Consider the following 15,834-nt stretch of genomic DNA (forward strand, 5'->3'; position numbering starts at 1 on the left):
ACAAGTCTTCACCTTGATTAGATGAAGACTTGATGACAGCTAATTATTCAGCTTCTACGAAGTCGTCTTTTTCAGCTTGAGCAACGATGTTGTTCTCACGACCTTCAGTGATCGCAGCTGATACAGCGCCAGTGTAAAGTTGAATAGCACGGATCGCATCGTCGTTACCAGGTACGATGTAATCAACACCGTCTGGGTTAGAGTTAGTATCAACGATAGCAACAACTGGAATACCTAGGTTGTTAGCTTCACGGATAGCGATGTGCTCGTGGTCTGCATCGATAACGAAAAGTGCGTCAGGAAGACCGCCCATATCTTTGATACCACCAAGGCTCTTTTCAAGCTTTTCCATTTCACGAGTAAGCATTAACGCTTCTTTCTTAGTTAACTTCTCGAAAGTGCCGTCTTGGCTCTGCGCTTCAAGGTCTTTAAGACGCTTGATTGATTGACGAACTGTTTTCCAGTTAGTCAACATACCACCTAACCAACGGTGGTTTACGTAGAACTGCTCGCTTTGAATAGCTGCTTCTTTAACTGCTTCGCTTGCTGCGCGCTTAGTACCAACGAAAAGTACTTTACCTTTGTTAGAAGCTGCGTTCGATAAGAACTTAAGTGCTTCGTTGAACATTGGTACAGTTTGCTCTAGGTTGATGATATGAACACGGTTACGAGCGCCGAAGATGAAAGGCTTCATCTTAGGGTTCCAGTAACGTGCCTGGTGACCAAAGTGAACACCAGCTTGAAGCATATCGCGCATTGAAACGTTTGCCATTTTATAATCCTCTATAATTTAGGGTTAGGCCTCCACATATCCCATAGCACCAACACCGTAGTTAATTTGTAACTTAAGTGCACCCAAGTGTATGTGACGATACGTGTGTGTGTTAAAATAAAATTGTGTTTGTCTTAAATACAAAAAATCAGTTAAGAATTTATTTGTAAAAAGACGGCGCGCTTTATACCATATTAAAATTGAAAACTCAACGTCTAGTGCAAAATTTGTGCACTAAAAACTGACCTGAAAAACAACTTTGGAGCCTCAATGAGTGCTGTGATCAAGACCCCTGAAGAAATCGAAAAAATGCGTGTTGCCGGGCGCTTAGCCGCCGAGGTACTTGAAATGATAGAACCGCATGTGGTGCCAGGTGTAACCACAGATGAACTAAATACAATTTGTCATGATTATATTGTTAATGTTCAAGATGCTATTCCAGCACCGCTTAATTATCACGGTTTCCCAAAATCAATTTGCACCTCAGTGAACCATGTAATTTGTCACGGTATTCCGAATGACAAACCGCTCAAAGAAGGTGATAGCGTAAATATTGACGTTACTGTGATCAAAGATGGCTATCACGGTGATACTTCTAAGATGTTCCATGTAGGTACACCTAATATTCAAGGTAAGCGCCTTGCGGATATCACGCAAGAAAGCCTATACCTTGCTATTAAAATGGTTAAACCTGGCGTGCGCTTAGGTGATATCGGTGCTGCAATTCAAAAGTACGCTGAAAGCTTTAACTATTCAATTGTTCGCGAATACTGTGGTCACGGTATTGGTGCTGAGTTCCACGAAGAGCCACAAGTAATGCACTATGGAAAAGCAGGTACTGGCGAAGTATTGAAAGCTGGTATGTGCTTAACAATCGAGCCAATGGTCAATGCCGGTAAACGTCAGTGTAAATTACTAAAAGACAACTGGACAGTTGTAACAAAAGACCGTTCTTTGTCTGCGCAGTGGGAACACACACTACTAGTGACTGAAAATGGTGTTGAAATTTTAACGCTCCGATCAGATGATACTATCGACAGGATCATCGAACACTAGGAGCCAGCCCCTGTGGCATTACCCAATAAAGTAAAAAAGTTGCTCAGCCAAGCTGAGCAACTTAGCGATTATCGCGACTGTTCTAGTTATTTTTATAAATGGCTACAGAACGAATTCTCAAAACAACCCGTTAGCAACTTAATTAATGCCCGTGCTGAGTTTATCGACCGCTTATTAATTAAACTGTTTCATGATTACGACCTTGCTCACGAAAGTGACTTAGCACTTATCGCTGTGGGTGGATATGGTCGTGGCGAACTACATCCCTACTCCGATATCGACTTTATGCTGCTGGTTAGTGAACAGCCCAGTGAAGCCGTATGCGAGAAAATTGGCCAGTTCGTCACTATGCTTTGGGATCTTAATTTAGAAATTGGTCACAGCGTTCGTACAATAGAACAAGCATTAGAACAAAAACGCGAAGATGTGACATTTGCCACCAGCTTGCTCGAAAGCCGATTAATTTTTGGTAATCACATTGAATTTGAAAAACTCAAAAATCATTTGATTGATACACCAATTTGGCGCTCAGACGAATTCTTTTTGGCAAAAGTACAAGAACAAAGTTTACGCCATAAAAAATGTCATGGTACGGCTTATAATCTTGAACCAAACATCAAAGAAAACCCAGGTGGCCTGCGCGATTTACAGACCATTATTTGGGTAGCTAAAAAGCACTTTAGAGCCGAAACATTACAAGAATTAATAAATCACGGCTATCTTACTCACGAAGAATACCAAGAGCTTTCTGAATGTTTAGAAAACCTTTGGAACATTCGTTTTGCGCTGCACATCGCTGCGGGGCGATCTGAAAACCGTTTACTGTTCGACCACCAACCTCACGCAGCAGAAATTCTTGGCTTTGGTAGTGAAGGTAAGGCCTCAGTTGAGCGCATGATGAAGCGCTTATTCCGTATTATGAGCCGCGTGCGTGAACTCAACCAAATGCTACTTTCATACTTCGAGCAAAGTATTTTACCGGGTGCCGGTGAGTTACCAGTGGTTGAGCTTGACCGTAACTTTGAACGTATTGGCCATCAAATTCGCGTAAAAAACCCGTCGGTATTTTTCCGCCGAGATCAGCTATTTGTGTTGTTCGAGCATATTGCTGATAACCCTGAAATTACCCATATCTACCCAAGTACTATACGCACAATGCGTCAAGTACGTCGCCGGTTACTCGGTGATTTACAAGATTACGCCGCTTGCCGTGAAGCATTTTTACGCTTAATTAAACACCCAAATGGTATGGGTCGCGCATTTACCTTAATGCACAAGCACGGCATTATCGCGGCCTATTTACCGCAGTGGCGTAATATCTTTGGGCAAATGCAATTTGATTTATTCCACGCCTATACCGTAGATGAGCACACCCACAAACTAATCAACAATATTTATAAATATTTTGATAAGTCAAAAGTCAGCGAGTTTCCACTTTGTAGTGAAATTGTCACTCGCATGGATAAACCTGAGTTACTTTATCTAGCGGGTATATTCCATGATATCGCCAAAGGCCGTGGCGGCGACCACTCTGAACTAGGCTCGGTTGATGCGATTGCGTTTGCTAAATTGCACCGTTTCCCGTCATCAGACGGCAAGCTTATTTCATGGTTAGTGGCTAATCACTTACTTATGTCGGTTACAGCACAGCGTAAAGATATTAATGACCCAGACGTAATTAAAGACTTTGCAAGCAAAGTAAAAAATGAGCGCCAGCTAGATTATTTATATTGCTTAACCTTGGCCGATATTCGTGCCACTAACGATAATCTATGGAACGATTGGAAAAACACCCTACTACGTGAGCTGTATTTACATACCCAGCGAGCACTGCGTTTAGGTCTTGAAAACCCAATGGATCAGCGCGACCAAATTCGTGATAAAAAACAGCAAGCCAAGCAGCGCTTATTGAATCACGGCTGCAATGAAGACCAAATCGACTTAATTTGGAGCCGCTTTAAAGCGAATTATTTTACCGCCTTTAGTGAGCAACAAATTTCATGGCAAACAGAGCACTTATTAAATTGTGAAGATTTAAGCCTACCAAGTGTCACTGTTTCTGACACCGCAATGCACGGGGGGACGCAAGTATTCGCTTACAGCCCATACTCAGGGGGTTTATTTGCACGCTTGGTGAGTGTAATTGGTTCGAAAAAAGCGCAAATCCAACATGCCCAGGTGTTAACGACTAAAGATGGCTATGTGATTTTTAGCTTTGTTATTTTAGAAGTTAATGGTGACCCGATTGCAAGTAGCCGTGCGCAAGGCATTAAGCGTGCATTAGAGCTTGCGATTAGCGATCCGAAAAAGAAAATTCGCATCAAAAAGAACCGCTCACAGCGCTTTAAAGACTTTAATATCAAACCAAAAATTGTGCTTAGACCGCATGCTCGTAAAGATCGCAGCTTAATTGAAATCCAAGCGGTGGATATTCCGGGTCTATTAACGAAAATTGCTGAAGTATTTCAAGCACACTTATTACATATTCATGCCGCGCGGATCACCACTGTTGGTGAACGTGCAGAAGATTTCTTCGTGGTATCAAATAACGAGTACCAAGCATTAACAGACGAAGAACAGGCTAAAATTCATCAAGCATTGCGTAAAAAACTCAACGCAGAAACCGAATAAGAGGATCTTATGTCAGATTTAAAAACCATGATCGAAAACGCCTGGGACAACCGCGATAGCATCAGCCCAAGCACGGTATCAAGTGAAGTAAAGCAAGCGATTATCGATGCGCTTGAATTACTTGATAGCGGCGCTGCCCGTGTTGCTGAAAAAATCAGTGGTGAGTGGGTTGTACATCAATGGTTGAAAAAAGCGGTGCTACTGTCTTTTCGTATTCGTGATAACCAACCAATGAGCGATGGTGTTAATCAGTTTTACGACAAAGTACCACTTAAATTTAGCGACTATACACCAGAGCAATTCCAACAAGGCGGGATGCGTGTTGTGCCTAATGCAGTGGCGCGTAAAGGCAGCTTTGTAGGTAAAAACGTGGTGCTAATGCCATCTTATGTCAACATTGGTGCCTACGTTGATGAAGGTACGATGGTTGATACATGGGCAACGGTTGGCTCATGTGCACAAATTGGTAAAAACGTTCACTTGTCGGGCGGTGTAGGCATTGGTGGTGTACTTGAGCCACTGCAAGCAAACCCAACGATTATCGAAGATAACTGTTTTATCGGTGCACGCTCTGAGATTGTTGAAGGCGTTGTGGTAGAAGAAGGTGCGGTTATTTCAATGGGTGTTTACATCAGCCAAAGCACGCGCATCTATGACCGTGAAACAGGCGAAACTCATTACGGCCGAGTACCAGCCGGCGCAGTTGTTGTTCCAGGTTCTTTACCGTCAAAAGATGGTTCGCACAGCCTATACGCAGCTATCATCGTGAAAAAAGTTGACCAGCAAACTCGCGAAAAAGTAGGTATTAATGCCCTACTTCGCTCGATTGATGAGTAACTAAGCTGAGCTGTCAGCTGTCAGCCGTCAGCCGTCAGCCGTCAGCCGTCAGCTTTAAGTTTTAGAGATTAAGAAGCGCGATGCTAGCTAGTTTCGCGCTTTTTTTTAAACTTAGGACTTAAAACTTAAAGCTCCGGACGTTAAATTGTTACATCTTATTTCAAATACACATTTTATCGCGAATTAACGGCTATTCAGCGTTACTTCTGATATACATTTCATTTACCTCACTGGCACTTTTTTTACATCGCACTACAATGCACACAAACTGATTTTGGAACACACACAATGAACCTGACACGTAGTTCGCTGAAGAACCCTGCGAGTGTTATTGTCATCTTGGTGTTGATTATGTTGTTTGGCATGTTAAGTATTTTTAAGTTGCCAATTCAGCTCACACCAGATATTGAGCAACCGCAGATCACTATTTTCTCTGGCTGGCGCCAAGCTGCACCTGAAGAGATTGAATCGGTGATCATTGAGCCGCTCGAGAACGCAGTAAAAAACACCCCGGGTGCCTTAGAGGTTAATACTTACATTAACCGTGGCAATGGCTCTATCACGTTAACTTTTGCTGTTGGGCAAAACATGCAACAGGCGATGCTTGATGTATTAACTAGCCTTAACCAAGCGCCACCTCTGCCGTTAGATGCATTTGATCCTGTGGTTTTTGCTGGCGGTAATAATGGGGAAGCCGCAGCAACGTTACTGGTCACCCCGAAAGATTTTAATAGCGACAGCCTTGATTTAGACATGGCGCAGTTCCAAAAACAAATTGATGAATTTGTTGAGCCCCGTTTGGCACGTATCCCAGGTGTTGCCCGCGTTGACTTAGCCAGTGAACGACCAAAAGAATTACGTATTACCTTTGACCCTCACAAAGCCGCTGCACTTGGCGTCAGCCTTGACCAAATTAGTAACGTATTAGCCAGCTCACGCGATACCTCTGGTGGCCTTGCCAATGTTGGCCGTCGTCAATATACCGTGCGCTTTACTGGGCAATATGATTTATCGAGCATGGCACAAATGCGCGTTGGTTATTCAGGCGATAGACCCATTTACCTTGGCGATATCGCAAGTGTAGAGCGCACTTTTTCTGACCGTTTAGGGATGAGTGGTCGAAATGGTAAACCCGCGTATTACATTCGTATTTCGCGCGCTAACGAAGCCAACACCGTTGCCCTACTCGACGACATTAACCTTGCTATTAAAGAACTAAACGAAGGGCCGCTGGCTGAAAATGGCTTATCGATTGAATTAAGTTTTGATGCCTCTGTGCATATTCGTAATGCCTTGTCGTTGGTAAAAAGTAACTTAGGCTTGGGTGTTCTGCTGTCGTGTTTAATCTTATGGCTGTTCTTTAGGGGCTTAAAGGCCACGTTTGTGATTGCAGCGACAATTCCTGTCTCTTTGTTAGTGGCGTTTTTAACATTGAACATTTTTGACCGCAGTTTAAATGTTATTTCACTGGCGGGCCTTGCCTTTGCTGTTGGCTTAGTACTTGATGCCGCCATCATAGTGCAAGAAAATATCGCAAGGCTCAGAAGCGAAGGCTTTGATAGTAAAAAAGCCGCGCTAAAAGGCGCTGCTCAAGTAACAGGTGCCTTATTTGCCTCAACCACCACCAGCGTTGCTATCTTCTTGCCAATTTTATTTATGGCAGGTATTGAAGGGCAGTTATTCTCTGACTTAGCGCTCACCTTATCCATTGCTGTAATTGCCTCGATGATTTGCGCAATTACACTGATTCCGTTGGCTAACCACTTTTGGCCAGACAAAGAGCTAAAAGCGGATCCTTATCGTGAATATTGGCATAAGCTGACTAACTTCATCATGGCGCTTACCAATACCCGCGTTAAACAAATAGTGTGGATAGTGTCGTTATTAGGTGGCTCACTCGTCGCGACCATGACCATGCTCCCGAAAACTGATTTTATGCCGCGCGCACCAACTGATGGCTTTTTCTTTAACTTAAATACCCCACCTGGCGGCAATGTACAGTTTATGGAAGAAGAGCTGCTGATGCGTATTAAAAAGCGCTTAATGCCTTATTACACAGGTGAAAAAGAGCCGGGGATAAAAGATTTTAACTTTTATGCATTTGGTTCGAATGCTGGCGGTTTTATTTATTCTGCCGATCCGCAACGTGTTGAGGAATTAATGAAGGTAGCCCGAGAAGAGATCTTCATTGATTTGCCCGACACCCAAGTATTCTTCTTTAGAGGGTCGATGATCCAAGTTGCTAATGGCGGTGATGGTCGCAATATCAATATCGATTTAACTGGCCCGAATATGGACGAGCTAATAGCCGGTGCTAATGTTGCGCTGCAAGCAGTTACAGAAGCAATGCCAAATGCTACAGCAAGGCCACAACCACGACTCGATATGGCAGAGCCAGAACTTAGGCTCACACCCAACGACCGTCGTATAACCCAAGCAGGGCTAACTCGCCGTGATGTATCTCAAGCAGTGCAAGCCTATACAGGTGGGTTATTTGTTAATGAATACTTTGATGGCAACGAACGCATGAACGTGATTTTGCGCGGTATTCCGTGGCAAACCCCAGAGGAGCTTAAAGCCCTTCCCATTGTGACCCCACAATCAGGTATTCAAACCTTAGGCGAGCTTGCCAATATTGAACGCACCGTAGGGCCAACCCAGCTTAGACGTGTTAATGGCCGCCGTACCGTAAGTATTGTTGTCACGCCACCAGCAGACATGAGCTTGCAACAAGCGCAAACCATTCTCTCAGAGCAAGTTATGCCAAAAGTTCGTGCAAGCTTACCCGACAGCTCTGGCGCGATTTTGGCGGGTAACGCACAAAAGATGAATTCGGCCATGCAAGAAATGACAATCAACTTTATCTTGGCTCTGTTTATTTTATTCTTGCTAATGACCGCATTGTTTAAGTCAGCCAAAGACAGCGCGTTAGTTTTACTCGTCATGCCATTGGCAATTGCAGGCGGTGTACTGGCTTTATTTGTACTTAACTTATTTACCTTCCAATCGCTCGATTTACTGACCATGATTGGCTTTATTATCCTGCTGGGTCTGGTGGTAAATAATGCCATTTTATTGGTTGACCAAACCCGTGTCGCGATGGCCGCAGGGCTTAGCCGAGAAGACGCCGTTCGCCAAGCTGTGCTATTGCGCGCAAGACCCGTTTACTTAAGTACCTTAACCAGCTTATTTGGCATGCTGCCACTGATGCTAATGCCGGGGGTAGGATCAGAAATTTACCGTGGTCTTGCCACTGTGATTGTCGGCGGCATGGCCATTAGTGCCCTATTTACCCTGATATTAATGCCAAGTTTATTGCAACTTGGCAGACAACTGCCGCCCGCTAATAACAAACAGCAACCAGAAAAAACGCCTTTAAGCTTGGTATCGAATCAATGAGTATTAAAACAATGAACACACCTTTTCGTAAATTAACCGCTCGCTTTTGTGCGCTATTCAGTCTTATCGCATTTAACGCCTTTGCAGTCGTGCCGGTTACAGTAGAAACCGTCACACAAGCCCCGCTGACAAGCGAAATTGAAGTCAGCGGCACTTTGTATGGTAAAGATGATGTAACCCTAACAGCAGGCGTAAGCGGCCGTTTATTATATGTTGTTGAGCCAGGTACTCTGGTTAAAAGTGGCGACACCCTAGTTCGTATGGACACCTTACCGCTTGAACTTGAAAAAGCACGCCAGCAAGAAATGCTCAACCGTGCCAAAATAAACTTACGTTTATATCAACAAGAGCTGGCTCGTTTACAAAAACTCGCCAAAGCCAGCAGTGCTGCAGCAAGCCAAGTCGATGATATGCAAAATAAGCATGACCTTGCGTTATCTGATATTGCACTGGCGAAGGTTGAATTAAAAGTGATAGACGATCAACTTTCGCGTGCAACCGTTCGCGCCCCATTTGATGGCGTGATCAGCGAGCGTTTTAAACGCGCTGGTCGCGAAATAAATCGCGCAGATGAACTGGTCACCCTGCTTGATATTAATAACTTAGAAGTGCGTTTGTACGTGCCTGTTAAATACTTAAAGTTTTTACACAAAGGCATAGAGTTACCAATTCAAGCCGGCGACTTATCAGCCCCAGATATGACAACAGCCACCGTAACAGCGGTGATCCCATCAACCGATCCGCGTTCACAAACCGTAGAAGTACGTGCCTTACTAGCAAATAACGCCGAGCAAACATGGGCAATTGGCCAACTTGTTGATGTAGCCGTGCCACTAAAAAGCAAAGGGGATGTACTACTGGTGAATCGCGATGCGCTGATCTTACGCAAAAAAGGCACCCATATCGTCAAAATCGACAACGACAACAAAGCCCTGCAAATTCCCGTAAAAGTCGGTAATGGAAAAGATAAACTGGTTGAAGTCACCCCGACTTCAAACATCGCTTTAAATGCGGGCGATAAAGTCGCAGTACGCGGCGCCGAGCAACTACAAACCGGGCAAGAAGTCGAAGTTCAGGTAAAGCAATAACTAGTTAGCTATGTAAGTAATAGACTGCCAGCAAATGAATATGTCGTGAGCTGGCAGTTATAAATCAATCAAAAAAGCCTGTACCTACAACATAGCACGATTACAATAAGTCGCTTTCTCAAAGTCACTAATATTCATGGCTATATTTGGCACATTAGGAAACAATTCAATAAGTTTATTAACCATTAATTTAGATAGCTTTGCTTTTTGAGCTGATGTTCTTCCTTGCATTATATGTGCAAACACATGAATGAAATCTTCTTGTTTATTTCCAACTGAATAAACTTTATAAGGGTTAAGCCTGACTTTTATATCATTTTCGTCAAATAAACCCGTTGAGTTCGCGACCTGATGAATTTGATTTATGAGAAATTTCTCTTCATGGACTTTAAAGACCTGATCTGAACAATCCATTATAAAGTGAGGCATTTATCTTTCCTTATGACATTTCTAATAAAAATATTTAATAGCAGCAAAGACCTTAACACAAATAATGCCTGATGAGTTTATCGTGAAAGCTAATTTTCAAGCCATAGCAAATGTGAGTAAACATTAATTTCTTATGAGTACCGTTTCTCCCCAAAAACCCATTTGATTACTTTTAACACACCACCCTCGCCGTTTCAGCTCTCTAGTAACGAACCGATTAAAAATACCATGACCGAATACAACAATATGCCCATGTTCATTAACTTTTAAGGTGATATAGTCAACCGCGGATAAAACTCGCTCAAGGCCTGACTTATAAGATTCTCCCTTGCCGGATATTCCGATGAACCAACATAGTCTAGCAACAGCTAGCCAGCTGTTAACTGTCATAAAAAAGGGGAGCTTCAACCTAGGGATATCCATTTCTCTGAAGTTACGTGAAACTAAATCAGCATCTCTTCCCAGACATATTTTGGTAGAGTGAATGGCTCGAATTAAGTCGCTTGAAATTATGTAACTGTCACGAAACTTATGATAAAACTCTTTAGGCGGAAAATTATCACGGCAAACCAATGAACGATTGTATGCCCGAACCCAATAAGCAAAACCTACAGCAGTAACTTTAGGATTAGTGCTAGAAACTGGTTTTCCGTGCCTTACTAAAGTAATTTTCATTGAAATTCCATTAATAGAAAGAAATATTTGAAAATCAATACAATTTCAAATTGTGACTATTACCATATAACAAAGCCTCGTAAGTTTACTAACAAATACGCCATGAGCTACATACTAAGTGATAGGTTTACGTGTCTTCTGCTCAACACATGCAAATTGGATATTTGCTATTAACATATTAGACGCCCGTTTGTAACTTATCATGGCTATTAGAGCGAGTAATGTAAATAAGGTTACAAGCAAGAAATCTTCAAAAATACTTCTAAGAAATACCTCATCCAATTTATTAGCTGTTCCAAAAAAACGAAGTTGAAAGTTAACACTTAATAAGTATAAACCCCAAAAGGCTCCAATCACCCATTTATAAAACTTCACTCGAGCATCAATACGTTGCTCTACTTTTTCTAAGTTACTTTCTAATAACTCTATTTCTAGCTTTAATTTAACCCCTTTATCATCCAGTATGCTTACTACTTTATTCACACTAGCCTCCGTAGCTCCATAAAATGCATAAGTGCTAGGTGGACTTCCAAGCTTTCACTAGACAGTATCTAACTCAGAAAATACGCTTCCTCAAATTTAGCAGGTGAAACACCGCCTGTATGCGATTGGATTTACCGGATCATTCCTCACATAAGCATAAAGATTCATCTGATCTTCATAACCCACAGGGTCAGTTTGTAAGAAACGACCTAGCCTTGGATAATAAACCCATACTTTGTAGTGATAAAACTTAGTACCTGGGATTAAGATTTGCCCAGTCTAACGGAAACGCGATGAGCTGGTATTAATCGGCTCACCAAGTGAACCTTACTTATGAATTACCACTCTTAAACCTGAGCCATTCGTTTTCACTAATAAGTTGCCCCTACAGACTTACCAAGGGCAAAAAGAAAGACCTGCCCCAACTAACTTTCTAAATTGGCAATACAACTCAAAATGCACCATTTTTTTCACCCAAATGGCAAGACCAAGTATCTGAACCATGATGTAGAGCTGGTACATACTTACAAAATGCCCCAATCGTTTTCTGCTGTGAATTCTTGTGTATTAATTTCGTTGCAGTTTCACCTTCAAATTCGACGATAACTTTTTCATCTACAGAAATAAAAAGTGGTAAGGGGATACCAAGCCCTATAAAAAAACCATTTATGCTTTCATCTTTGGCTTTGTAATACCAAACTTCTCTATTTTGCCCTGATTTTATTTTTAAGGGTTCACCAAATTGCTTTTTAATTTCTGATTTAGTTAAAGAAACACTCTCCTCTTTATCGTTAGAATACATAACTCCAGCACCAACACACCCTGAAATAGATATAACGAAAATAACAGTTAGAAAAACACGTAAAAGAGTCATTTATTAATCCTATATTTATATTAGCCTAAAAAATTTCATTAAATATGACACATTCAATTTCAGTTTTATTGTATATGTTTTCAAGTTCATTGATTATTTCTATTAGTAGGTGGTTTCTTTTGTTCCTACATCATAAAATTACTTAACAGCTATATTAAAGCCAATTTAAAAATACTAATTAAGTTGTCAGTATCTCCACCAAAACCTCTTACCTGCGGGCTAAAATTAGTCACACAATTTAATTATTTTGATCATTTCATACATTTTACTTATAACTCCCAATGACTTTATTTTAGGGAACAGCCATAAATACACTAACAGTAAATGATGCAAAACGTAATTTTTGTGAACTAATTTTAAATACTCAACGTGAACCTATTATAATTAGTAAAAACAACAAGGACGCCGTAGTTGTTATGTCTATAAAGGATTATGAAGAATTAAAAGCTAAGAAAGTTGACTATATTAAGCATTGCTTTGAAAACGCAAAAAGAGACTTAGCTCAAGGTAATGTAGTTAATGGTAAAGACTTCTTGGATACTTTATAAAACACTTTGCAAAAGATAAGGTACAAAAAATCCAGAAATTGGGTGTAGTTGTAATGACATTTATTCAAATGATTTTTACTTTCCTGTTGGTAAAAATACCGCTTATTTTATTAAAGAAGATGGTTTTATAATGATTGTTGCCGTACTAAGCCAATCTCAGCTTCCAGAAAACCACTTATAATCGCTGCCTCCTTTCACAAGGCCAACACCTCTCACTGCAAACAGCCAACCCCTTTTAATGAAATTTCTTGAGTATTCGCGCCGCTTTGGTTTTTATGTTGAATGATTAAACGTGAATCTTGGCTAGTAAAGGTAAAGGTTCCGAGCCAAGGTAGCTGGGCAATTGGTTGCAGGTGGTAAAAACCATTGGCATCAAAGCATATAAATGAAAACTCATGATGTACCGGGGCAAATACGCCATAATCAGCGGTAAATACAGCAATGTTGTCTTGCAGCATAAAGTGTTTCGCTTGCGTGCCCGCTACTAAATACCAAAAGCATATTGCTGTCATTATCACCACTTGTAAGCCGCCGAGTAAAAATACTGAAAATTTGAGAATACGGGTCGATTTACTGGCTTCCATATAAAGGCGCTTTGCTTTGAGTAATAACCAAAGCCCAATGGCAACCATAGTGAGCTTTATAATCATCAGCGCCACGCCTGCTTGATACATCAGCTTAGGGCTGTGCCATTGAATGCCAAATGTTTGCGGGATAAACAAACTATCAATTAAGGGCAGCAAAATGAGTAGGAATGGCAGAATAAGCGCTTTGTTTTTCATTATTTACTTTTCTAGTGTTCTCGCAAAGATAAGAGTTCAATGTTAATTCTTGGACTCTAAAAAAGCAAAAAGGCGCAACCTGAGGTTACGCCTTTTATCGTTCTGGGCAGAACTTAAAATAAATCAATATCTGCATAAGTAGATATCTCTTGATTATTATAAAAAGATGTTATGAGTCTATCTTGGTAATAGCATATAGATAAAACGACTTGAGAGCGCATACCACCATAACTTCTTGTATCGACTTCATGGTGTATTTCTTTATTTTGTAGATCTGCATTCAATCTTAATAACAAATCACTTAACGGCTTAACTGGTTCCCACACCTTACTTGTATACCATAGTTGATATAACTTATCGTCGCGCTCAACATAAATTGCTTGTAATACTGGCATGTTCTGTCCAAAGATACTGCCTGGCTTACGAGATTTGATTACCATTTTTGTAAACGAAAACTCACCATTTTCATTTGTAAATGTATGCTCCAGTTGCTCTTTACCATCTTTGTACCCATCATATGCTAGGCTTCTTGCTACTTGCACACCTGATAATGGCTTACCCCCATCAGTTATTCGACCTGATACCTCCGGCGACATTTCTACAGTATGCAATTTAAATCGACCAAACATAGCTTGTACCTCAAGTGGCTTTAGTAAAAGTAAAAGATAAAGGCAAATATAAGCTGATAATATGATATGGCGTAAAAAATAAAAGCTCTGGGTTTGAGTGCTTTCTATAACCTTAGAGGAATAAACGATAAACCACCTTCCCTAGTATTTACCTATATGAGGTTCATGCTAGCCTTTTTATGAAGTCCCTTCAAGTAGGGTGCTGAAATCAGAACTAAAAAAACAAAAAGGCGCAACCTGAGGTTACGCCTTTTATCGTTCTGGGCAGAACTTAAAAATTATAGTGCAGCGAATACATCGTCTGTTTTAGCGGCACAGATAAAATCATTTTTGTGTAACCCTTTGATAGAGTGGCTCCACCAAGTAACGGTTACTTTGCCCCACTCGGTTAACAGACCTGGGTGGTGACCTTCTTCTTCAGCCATATCGCCCACTTTATTAGTGAAATCAAGTGCTTGCTTGAAGTTTTTAAACTTGTAAACACGCTCTAGTTGCATAATGCCGTCGCGCACTTCAGGAACCCAATCTGGGATCATTTTGATCAATTCTGCTAATTCAGCATCAGAAACTTTTGGCGCATCCGCACGACACGCTTCACACTTTTGTGTGCTTAATGAAGACATTATAAATCCTTAACTTGCTAATTTTTCTTTAGGAGGAAACTTTGGCTCATGTAGCCCTAATTCTTTTGCTTTACTCACCAGCGACATGATATCCATTTGTGAAATATCAAATAAGTCATTGATTGAGTTAATGGTGTAGTACACAGGCTGCATAATATCAATACGATAAGGTGTACGTAATACATCTAGCACATTCATCGCATTGATTTCTGGCTTATCTGAATACACATACTGTGTTTCGCCTGGGCTCGATAAAATACCACCACCATAAATACGCAGACCCTGTTCGGTTTGCATTAAACCAAACTCTACAGTAAACCAGTAAAGGCGTGCTAAATAAACACGATCTTTCTTTTCAGCGGCATAACCTAACTGACCATATTTGTGTGTAAACTCAGCAAATGCTGGGTTGGTAAGCATGGCACAATGGCCAAAAATTTCGTGGAAAATATCTGGCTCTTGTAAGTAGTCAAACTCTTCACGGCTGCGAATAAAAGTCGCTACTGGGAACTGCTTGTTTGCTAGTAATCGAAAGAACTCATCAAAATCGATCAGTGCTGGAACAGGCGCAACTTGCCAGCCTGTTGTTTCAAGTAGCACTTCGTTGAGTTCGCTAAGTTGTGGAATACGATCTGTTGGTAAATTAATTTTCTTAAGACCTGCTAAATATTCATCACAGGCTTTACCTTCTATGCAAGCGAGTTGGCGAGCAACTAGCTCAGACCATATTTTATTTTCTTCTTCGCTCCAATGGATAACCCCATTTTCATCAGGTTGCTTAGAGGTGTAATTACTTGCTTTAGCCATAATAACCTTCTTCGTTAAATCTTGATCAGCATTGATCAGAATCTCATTAACTTGTTAAGACGATACTATGTAAAAGTAAGCTAAATTTTAATAGTTTTGGCTGTTTCTAAGGTTTGCAGAAACAGATCTAACGTAAAGATTAAATTACACCAAAAGCTCTAAAAGTTTACACATCCCGTTTTTAAAGGTGTTAAGGCAAGC

Annotated in this window: 16 protein-coding genes; 6 read left to right on the forward strand and 10 right to left on the reverse strand. The window is 41.1% G+C overall.

The genetic code is table 11. The features are described from left to right. Window positions 1–43: 43 nt before the first annotated feature. Window positions 44–772 carry a 30S ribosomal protein S2 gene (gene rpsB, locus L1264_RS02660; protein WP_054562046.1) on the reverse strand — a complete coding sequence of 243 codons (729 nt, stop codon included), beginning with the start codon at window positions 770–772 and terminating at the stop codon, window positions 44–46. Window positions 773–1,018: 246 nt separating this feature from the next. Here rpsB and map point away from each other — a divergent pair, with 246 nt between their 5' ends. The 5 genes from map to L1264_RS02685 all read left to right on the forward strand — a co-directional run bounded on the left by map (window position 1,019) and on the right by L1264_RS02685 (window position 9,783). After that, window positions 1,019–1,828, forward strand: coding sequence for a type I methionyl aminopeptidase (gene map / locus L1264_RS02665; protein ID WP_268833789.1), 810 nt, complete (start codon window positions 1,019–1,021; stop codon window positions 1,826–1,828). Window positions 1,829–1,840: 12 nt separating this feature from the next. After that, the gene (gene glnD / locus L1264_RS02670) at window positions 1,841–4,459 is read left to right on the forward strand and encodes a [protein-PII] uridylyltransferase (RefSeq protein ID WP_135924003.1); all 2,619 of its coding nucleotides are present in this window, start codon (window positions 1,841–1,843) and stop codon (window positions 4,457–4,459) included. 9 nt (window positions 4,460–4,468) lie between these two features. Next, window positions 4,469–5,296, forward strand: coding sequence for a 2,3,4,5-tetrahydropyridine-2,6-dicarboxylate N-succinyltransferase (dapD, locus tag L1264_RS02675; RefSeq protein ID WP_063706839.1), 828 nt, complete (start codon window positions 4,469–4,471; stop codon window positions 5,294–5,296). 288 nt (window positions 5,297–5,584) lie between these two features. Continuing rightward, window positions 5,585–8,695, forward strand: a complete 3,111-nt coding sequence (locus tag L1264_RS02680; RefSeq protein WP_199525878.1) for an efflux RND transporter permease subunit — start codon at window positions 5,585–5,587, stop codon at window positions 8,693–8,695. After that, window positions 8,692–9,783, forward strand: coding sequence for an efflux RND transporter periplasmic adaptor subunit (locus L1264_RS02685; RefSeq protein WP_425343229.1), 1,092 nt, complete (start codon window positions 8,692–8,694; stop codon window positions 9,781–9,783). The genes L1264_RS02680 and L1264_RS02685 overlap by 4 nt, the downstream gene beginning before the upstream one ends. 84 nt (window positions 9,784–9,867) lie before the next feature. On the opposite strand, the gene L1264_RS02690 is transcribed toward L1264_RS02685, so the two are convergent. The 5 genes from L1264_RS02690 to L1264_RS02705 all read right to left on the reverse strand — a co-directional run bounded on the left by L1264_RS02690 (window position 9,868) and on the right by L1264_RS02705 (window position 12,244). Then, window positions 9,868–10,212, reverse strand: coding sequence for a 5-carboxymethyl-2-hydroxymuconate Delta-isomerase (locus L1264_RS02690; protein ID WP_199525876.1), 345 nt, complete (start codon window positions 10,210–10,212; stop codon window positions 9,868–9,870). Between the two features lie 123 nt (window positions 10,213–10,335). Further along, window positions 10,336–10,887 carry a phosphoglycerate mutase family protein gene (locus L1264_RS02695; protein WP_199525874.1) on the reverse strand — a complete coding sequence of 184 codons (552 nt, stop codon included), beginning with the start codon at window positions 10,885–10,887 and terminating at the stop codon, window positions 10,336–10,338. 114 nt (window positions 10,888–11,001) lie between these two features. Beyond that, window positions 11,002–11,370: a hypothetical protein gene (locus tag L1264_RS02700; RefSeq protein WP_199525872.1), complete on the reverse strand. Its 369-nt coding sequence runs from the start codon at window positions 11,368–11,370 to the stop codon at window positions 11,002–11,004. Window positions 11,371–11,466: 96 nt separating this feature from the next. Then, on the reverse strand, window positions 11,467–11,640 hold the full coding sequence (locus L1264_RS21530; protein WP_199525983.1) for an RHS repeat-associated core domain-containing protein: 174 nt from the start codon (window positions 11,638–11,640) through the stop codon (window positions 11,467–11,469). Between the two features lie 181 nt (window positions 11,641–11,821). Beyond that, window positions 11,822–12,244 (reverse strand): hypothetical protein, encoded by a 423-nt coding sequence (locus tag L1264_RS02705; RefSeq protein WP_199525870.1) that lies wholly within the window; start codon window positions 12,242–12,244, stop codon window positions 11,822–11,824. Between the two features lie 305 nt (window positions 12,245–12,549). Between L1264_RS02705 and L1264_RS02710 the strand changes: the two genes are divergently transcribed. After that, window positions 12,550–12,792: a type II toxin-antitoxin system Phd/YefM family antitoxin gene (locus tag L1264_RS02710; RefSeq protein WP_199525982.1), complete on the forward strand. Its 243-nt coding sequence runs from the start codon at window positions 12,550–12,552 to the stop codon at window positions 12,790–12,792. 212 nt (window positions 12,793–13,004) lie between these two features. On the opposite strand, the gene L1264_RS02720 is transcribed toward L1264_RS02710, so the two are convergent. The 4 genes from L1264_RS02720 to phhA all read right to left on the reverse strand — a co-directional run bounded on the left by L1264_RS02720 (window position 13,005) and on the right by phhA (window position 15,633). Next, window positions 13,005–13,574 (reverse strand): hypothetical protein, encoded by a 570-nt coding sequence (locus L1264_RS02720; RefSeq protein ID WP_199525868.1) that lies wholly within the window; start codon window positions 13,572–13,574, stop codon window positions 13,005–13,007. Window positions 13,575–13,687: 113 nt separating this feature from the next. Then, window positions 13,688–14,203: a DUF6795 domain-containing protein gene (locus L1264_RS02725; RefSeq protein WP_199525866.1), complete on the reverse strand. Its 516-nt coding sequence runs from the start codon at window positions 14,201–14,203 to the stop codon at window positions 13,688–13,690. Window positions 14,204–14,481: 278 nt separating this feature from the next. After that, window positions 14,482–14,826 (reverse strand): 4a-hydroxytetrahydrobiopterin dehydratase, encoded by a 345-nt coding sequence (locus L1264_RS02730; protein WP_199525864.1) that lies wholly within the window; start codon window positions 14,824–14,826, stop codon window positions 14,482–14,484. 9 nt (window positions 14,827–14,835) lie between these two features. Continuing rightward, window positions 14,836–15,633, reverse strand: a complete 798-nt coding sequence (phhA, locus tag L1264_RS02735) for a phenylalanine 4-monooxygenase (RefSeq protein WP_054553132.1) — start codon at window positions 15,631–15,633, stop codon at window positions 14,836–14,838. Between the last annotated feature and the right edge of the window lie 201 nt (window positions 15,634–15,834).

Origin of the sequence: Pseudoalteromonas sp. APAL1 (genome assembly GCF_021532475.1) — a bacterium.
Classification (GTDB): domain Bacteria; phylum Pseudomonadota; class Gammaproteobacteria; order Enterobacterales; family Alteromonadaceae; genus Pseudoalteromonas; species Pseudoalteromonas lipolytica_C.

Bases quoted from the DNA above. Each gene is read 5' to 3' on its own strand.
- L1264_RS02685 (WP_425343229.1), top strand. From the start codon at position 8,692: ATGAGTATTAAAACAATGAACACACCTTTTCGTAAATTAACCGCTCGC.
- L1264_RS02705 (WP_199525870.1), bottom strand. From the start codon at position 12,244: ATGACTCTTTTACGTGTTTTTCTAACTGTTATTTTCGTTATATCTATT.
- phhA (WP_054553132.1), bottom strand. From the start codon at position 15,633: ATGGCTAAAGCAAGTAATTACACCTCTAAGCAACCTGATGAAAATGGG.
- L1264_RS02730 (WP_199525864.1), bottom strand. From the start codon at position 14,826: ATGTCTTCATTAAGCACACAAAAGTGTGAAGCGTGTCGTGCGGATGCG.
- L1264_RS02695 (WP_199525874.1), bottom strand. From the start codon at position 10,887: ATGAAAATTACTTTAGTAAGGCACGGAAAACCAGTTTCTAGCACTAAT.
- rpsB (WP_054562046.1), bottom strand. From the start codon at position 772: ATGGCAAACGTTTCAATGCGCGATATGCTTCAAGCTGGTGTTCACTTT.
- L1264_RS02680 (WP_199525878.1), top strand. From the start codon at position 5,585: ATGAACCTGACACGTAGTTCGCTGAAGAACCCTGCGAGTGTTATTGTC.
- L1264_RS02720 (WP_199525868.1), bottom strand. From the start codon at position 13,574: ATGAAAAACAAAGCGCTTATTCTGCCATTCCTACTCATTTTGCTGCCC.
- L1264_RS02725 (WP_199525866.1), bottom strand. From the start codon at position 14,203: ATGTTTGGTCGATTTAAATTGCATACTGTAGAAATGTCGCCGGAGGTA.
- dapD (WP_063706839.1), top strand. From the start codon at position 4,469: ATGTCAGATTTAAAAACCATGATCGAAAACGCCTGGGACAACCGCGAT.
- L1264_RS02690 (WP_199525876.1), bottom strand. From the start codon at position 10,212: ATGCCTCACTTTATAATGGATTGTTCAGATCAGGTCTTTAAAGTCCAT.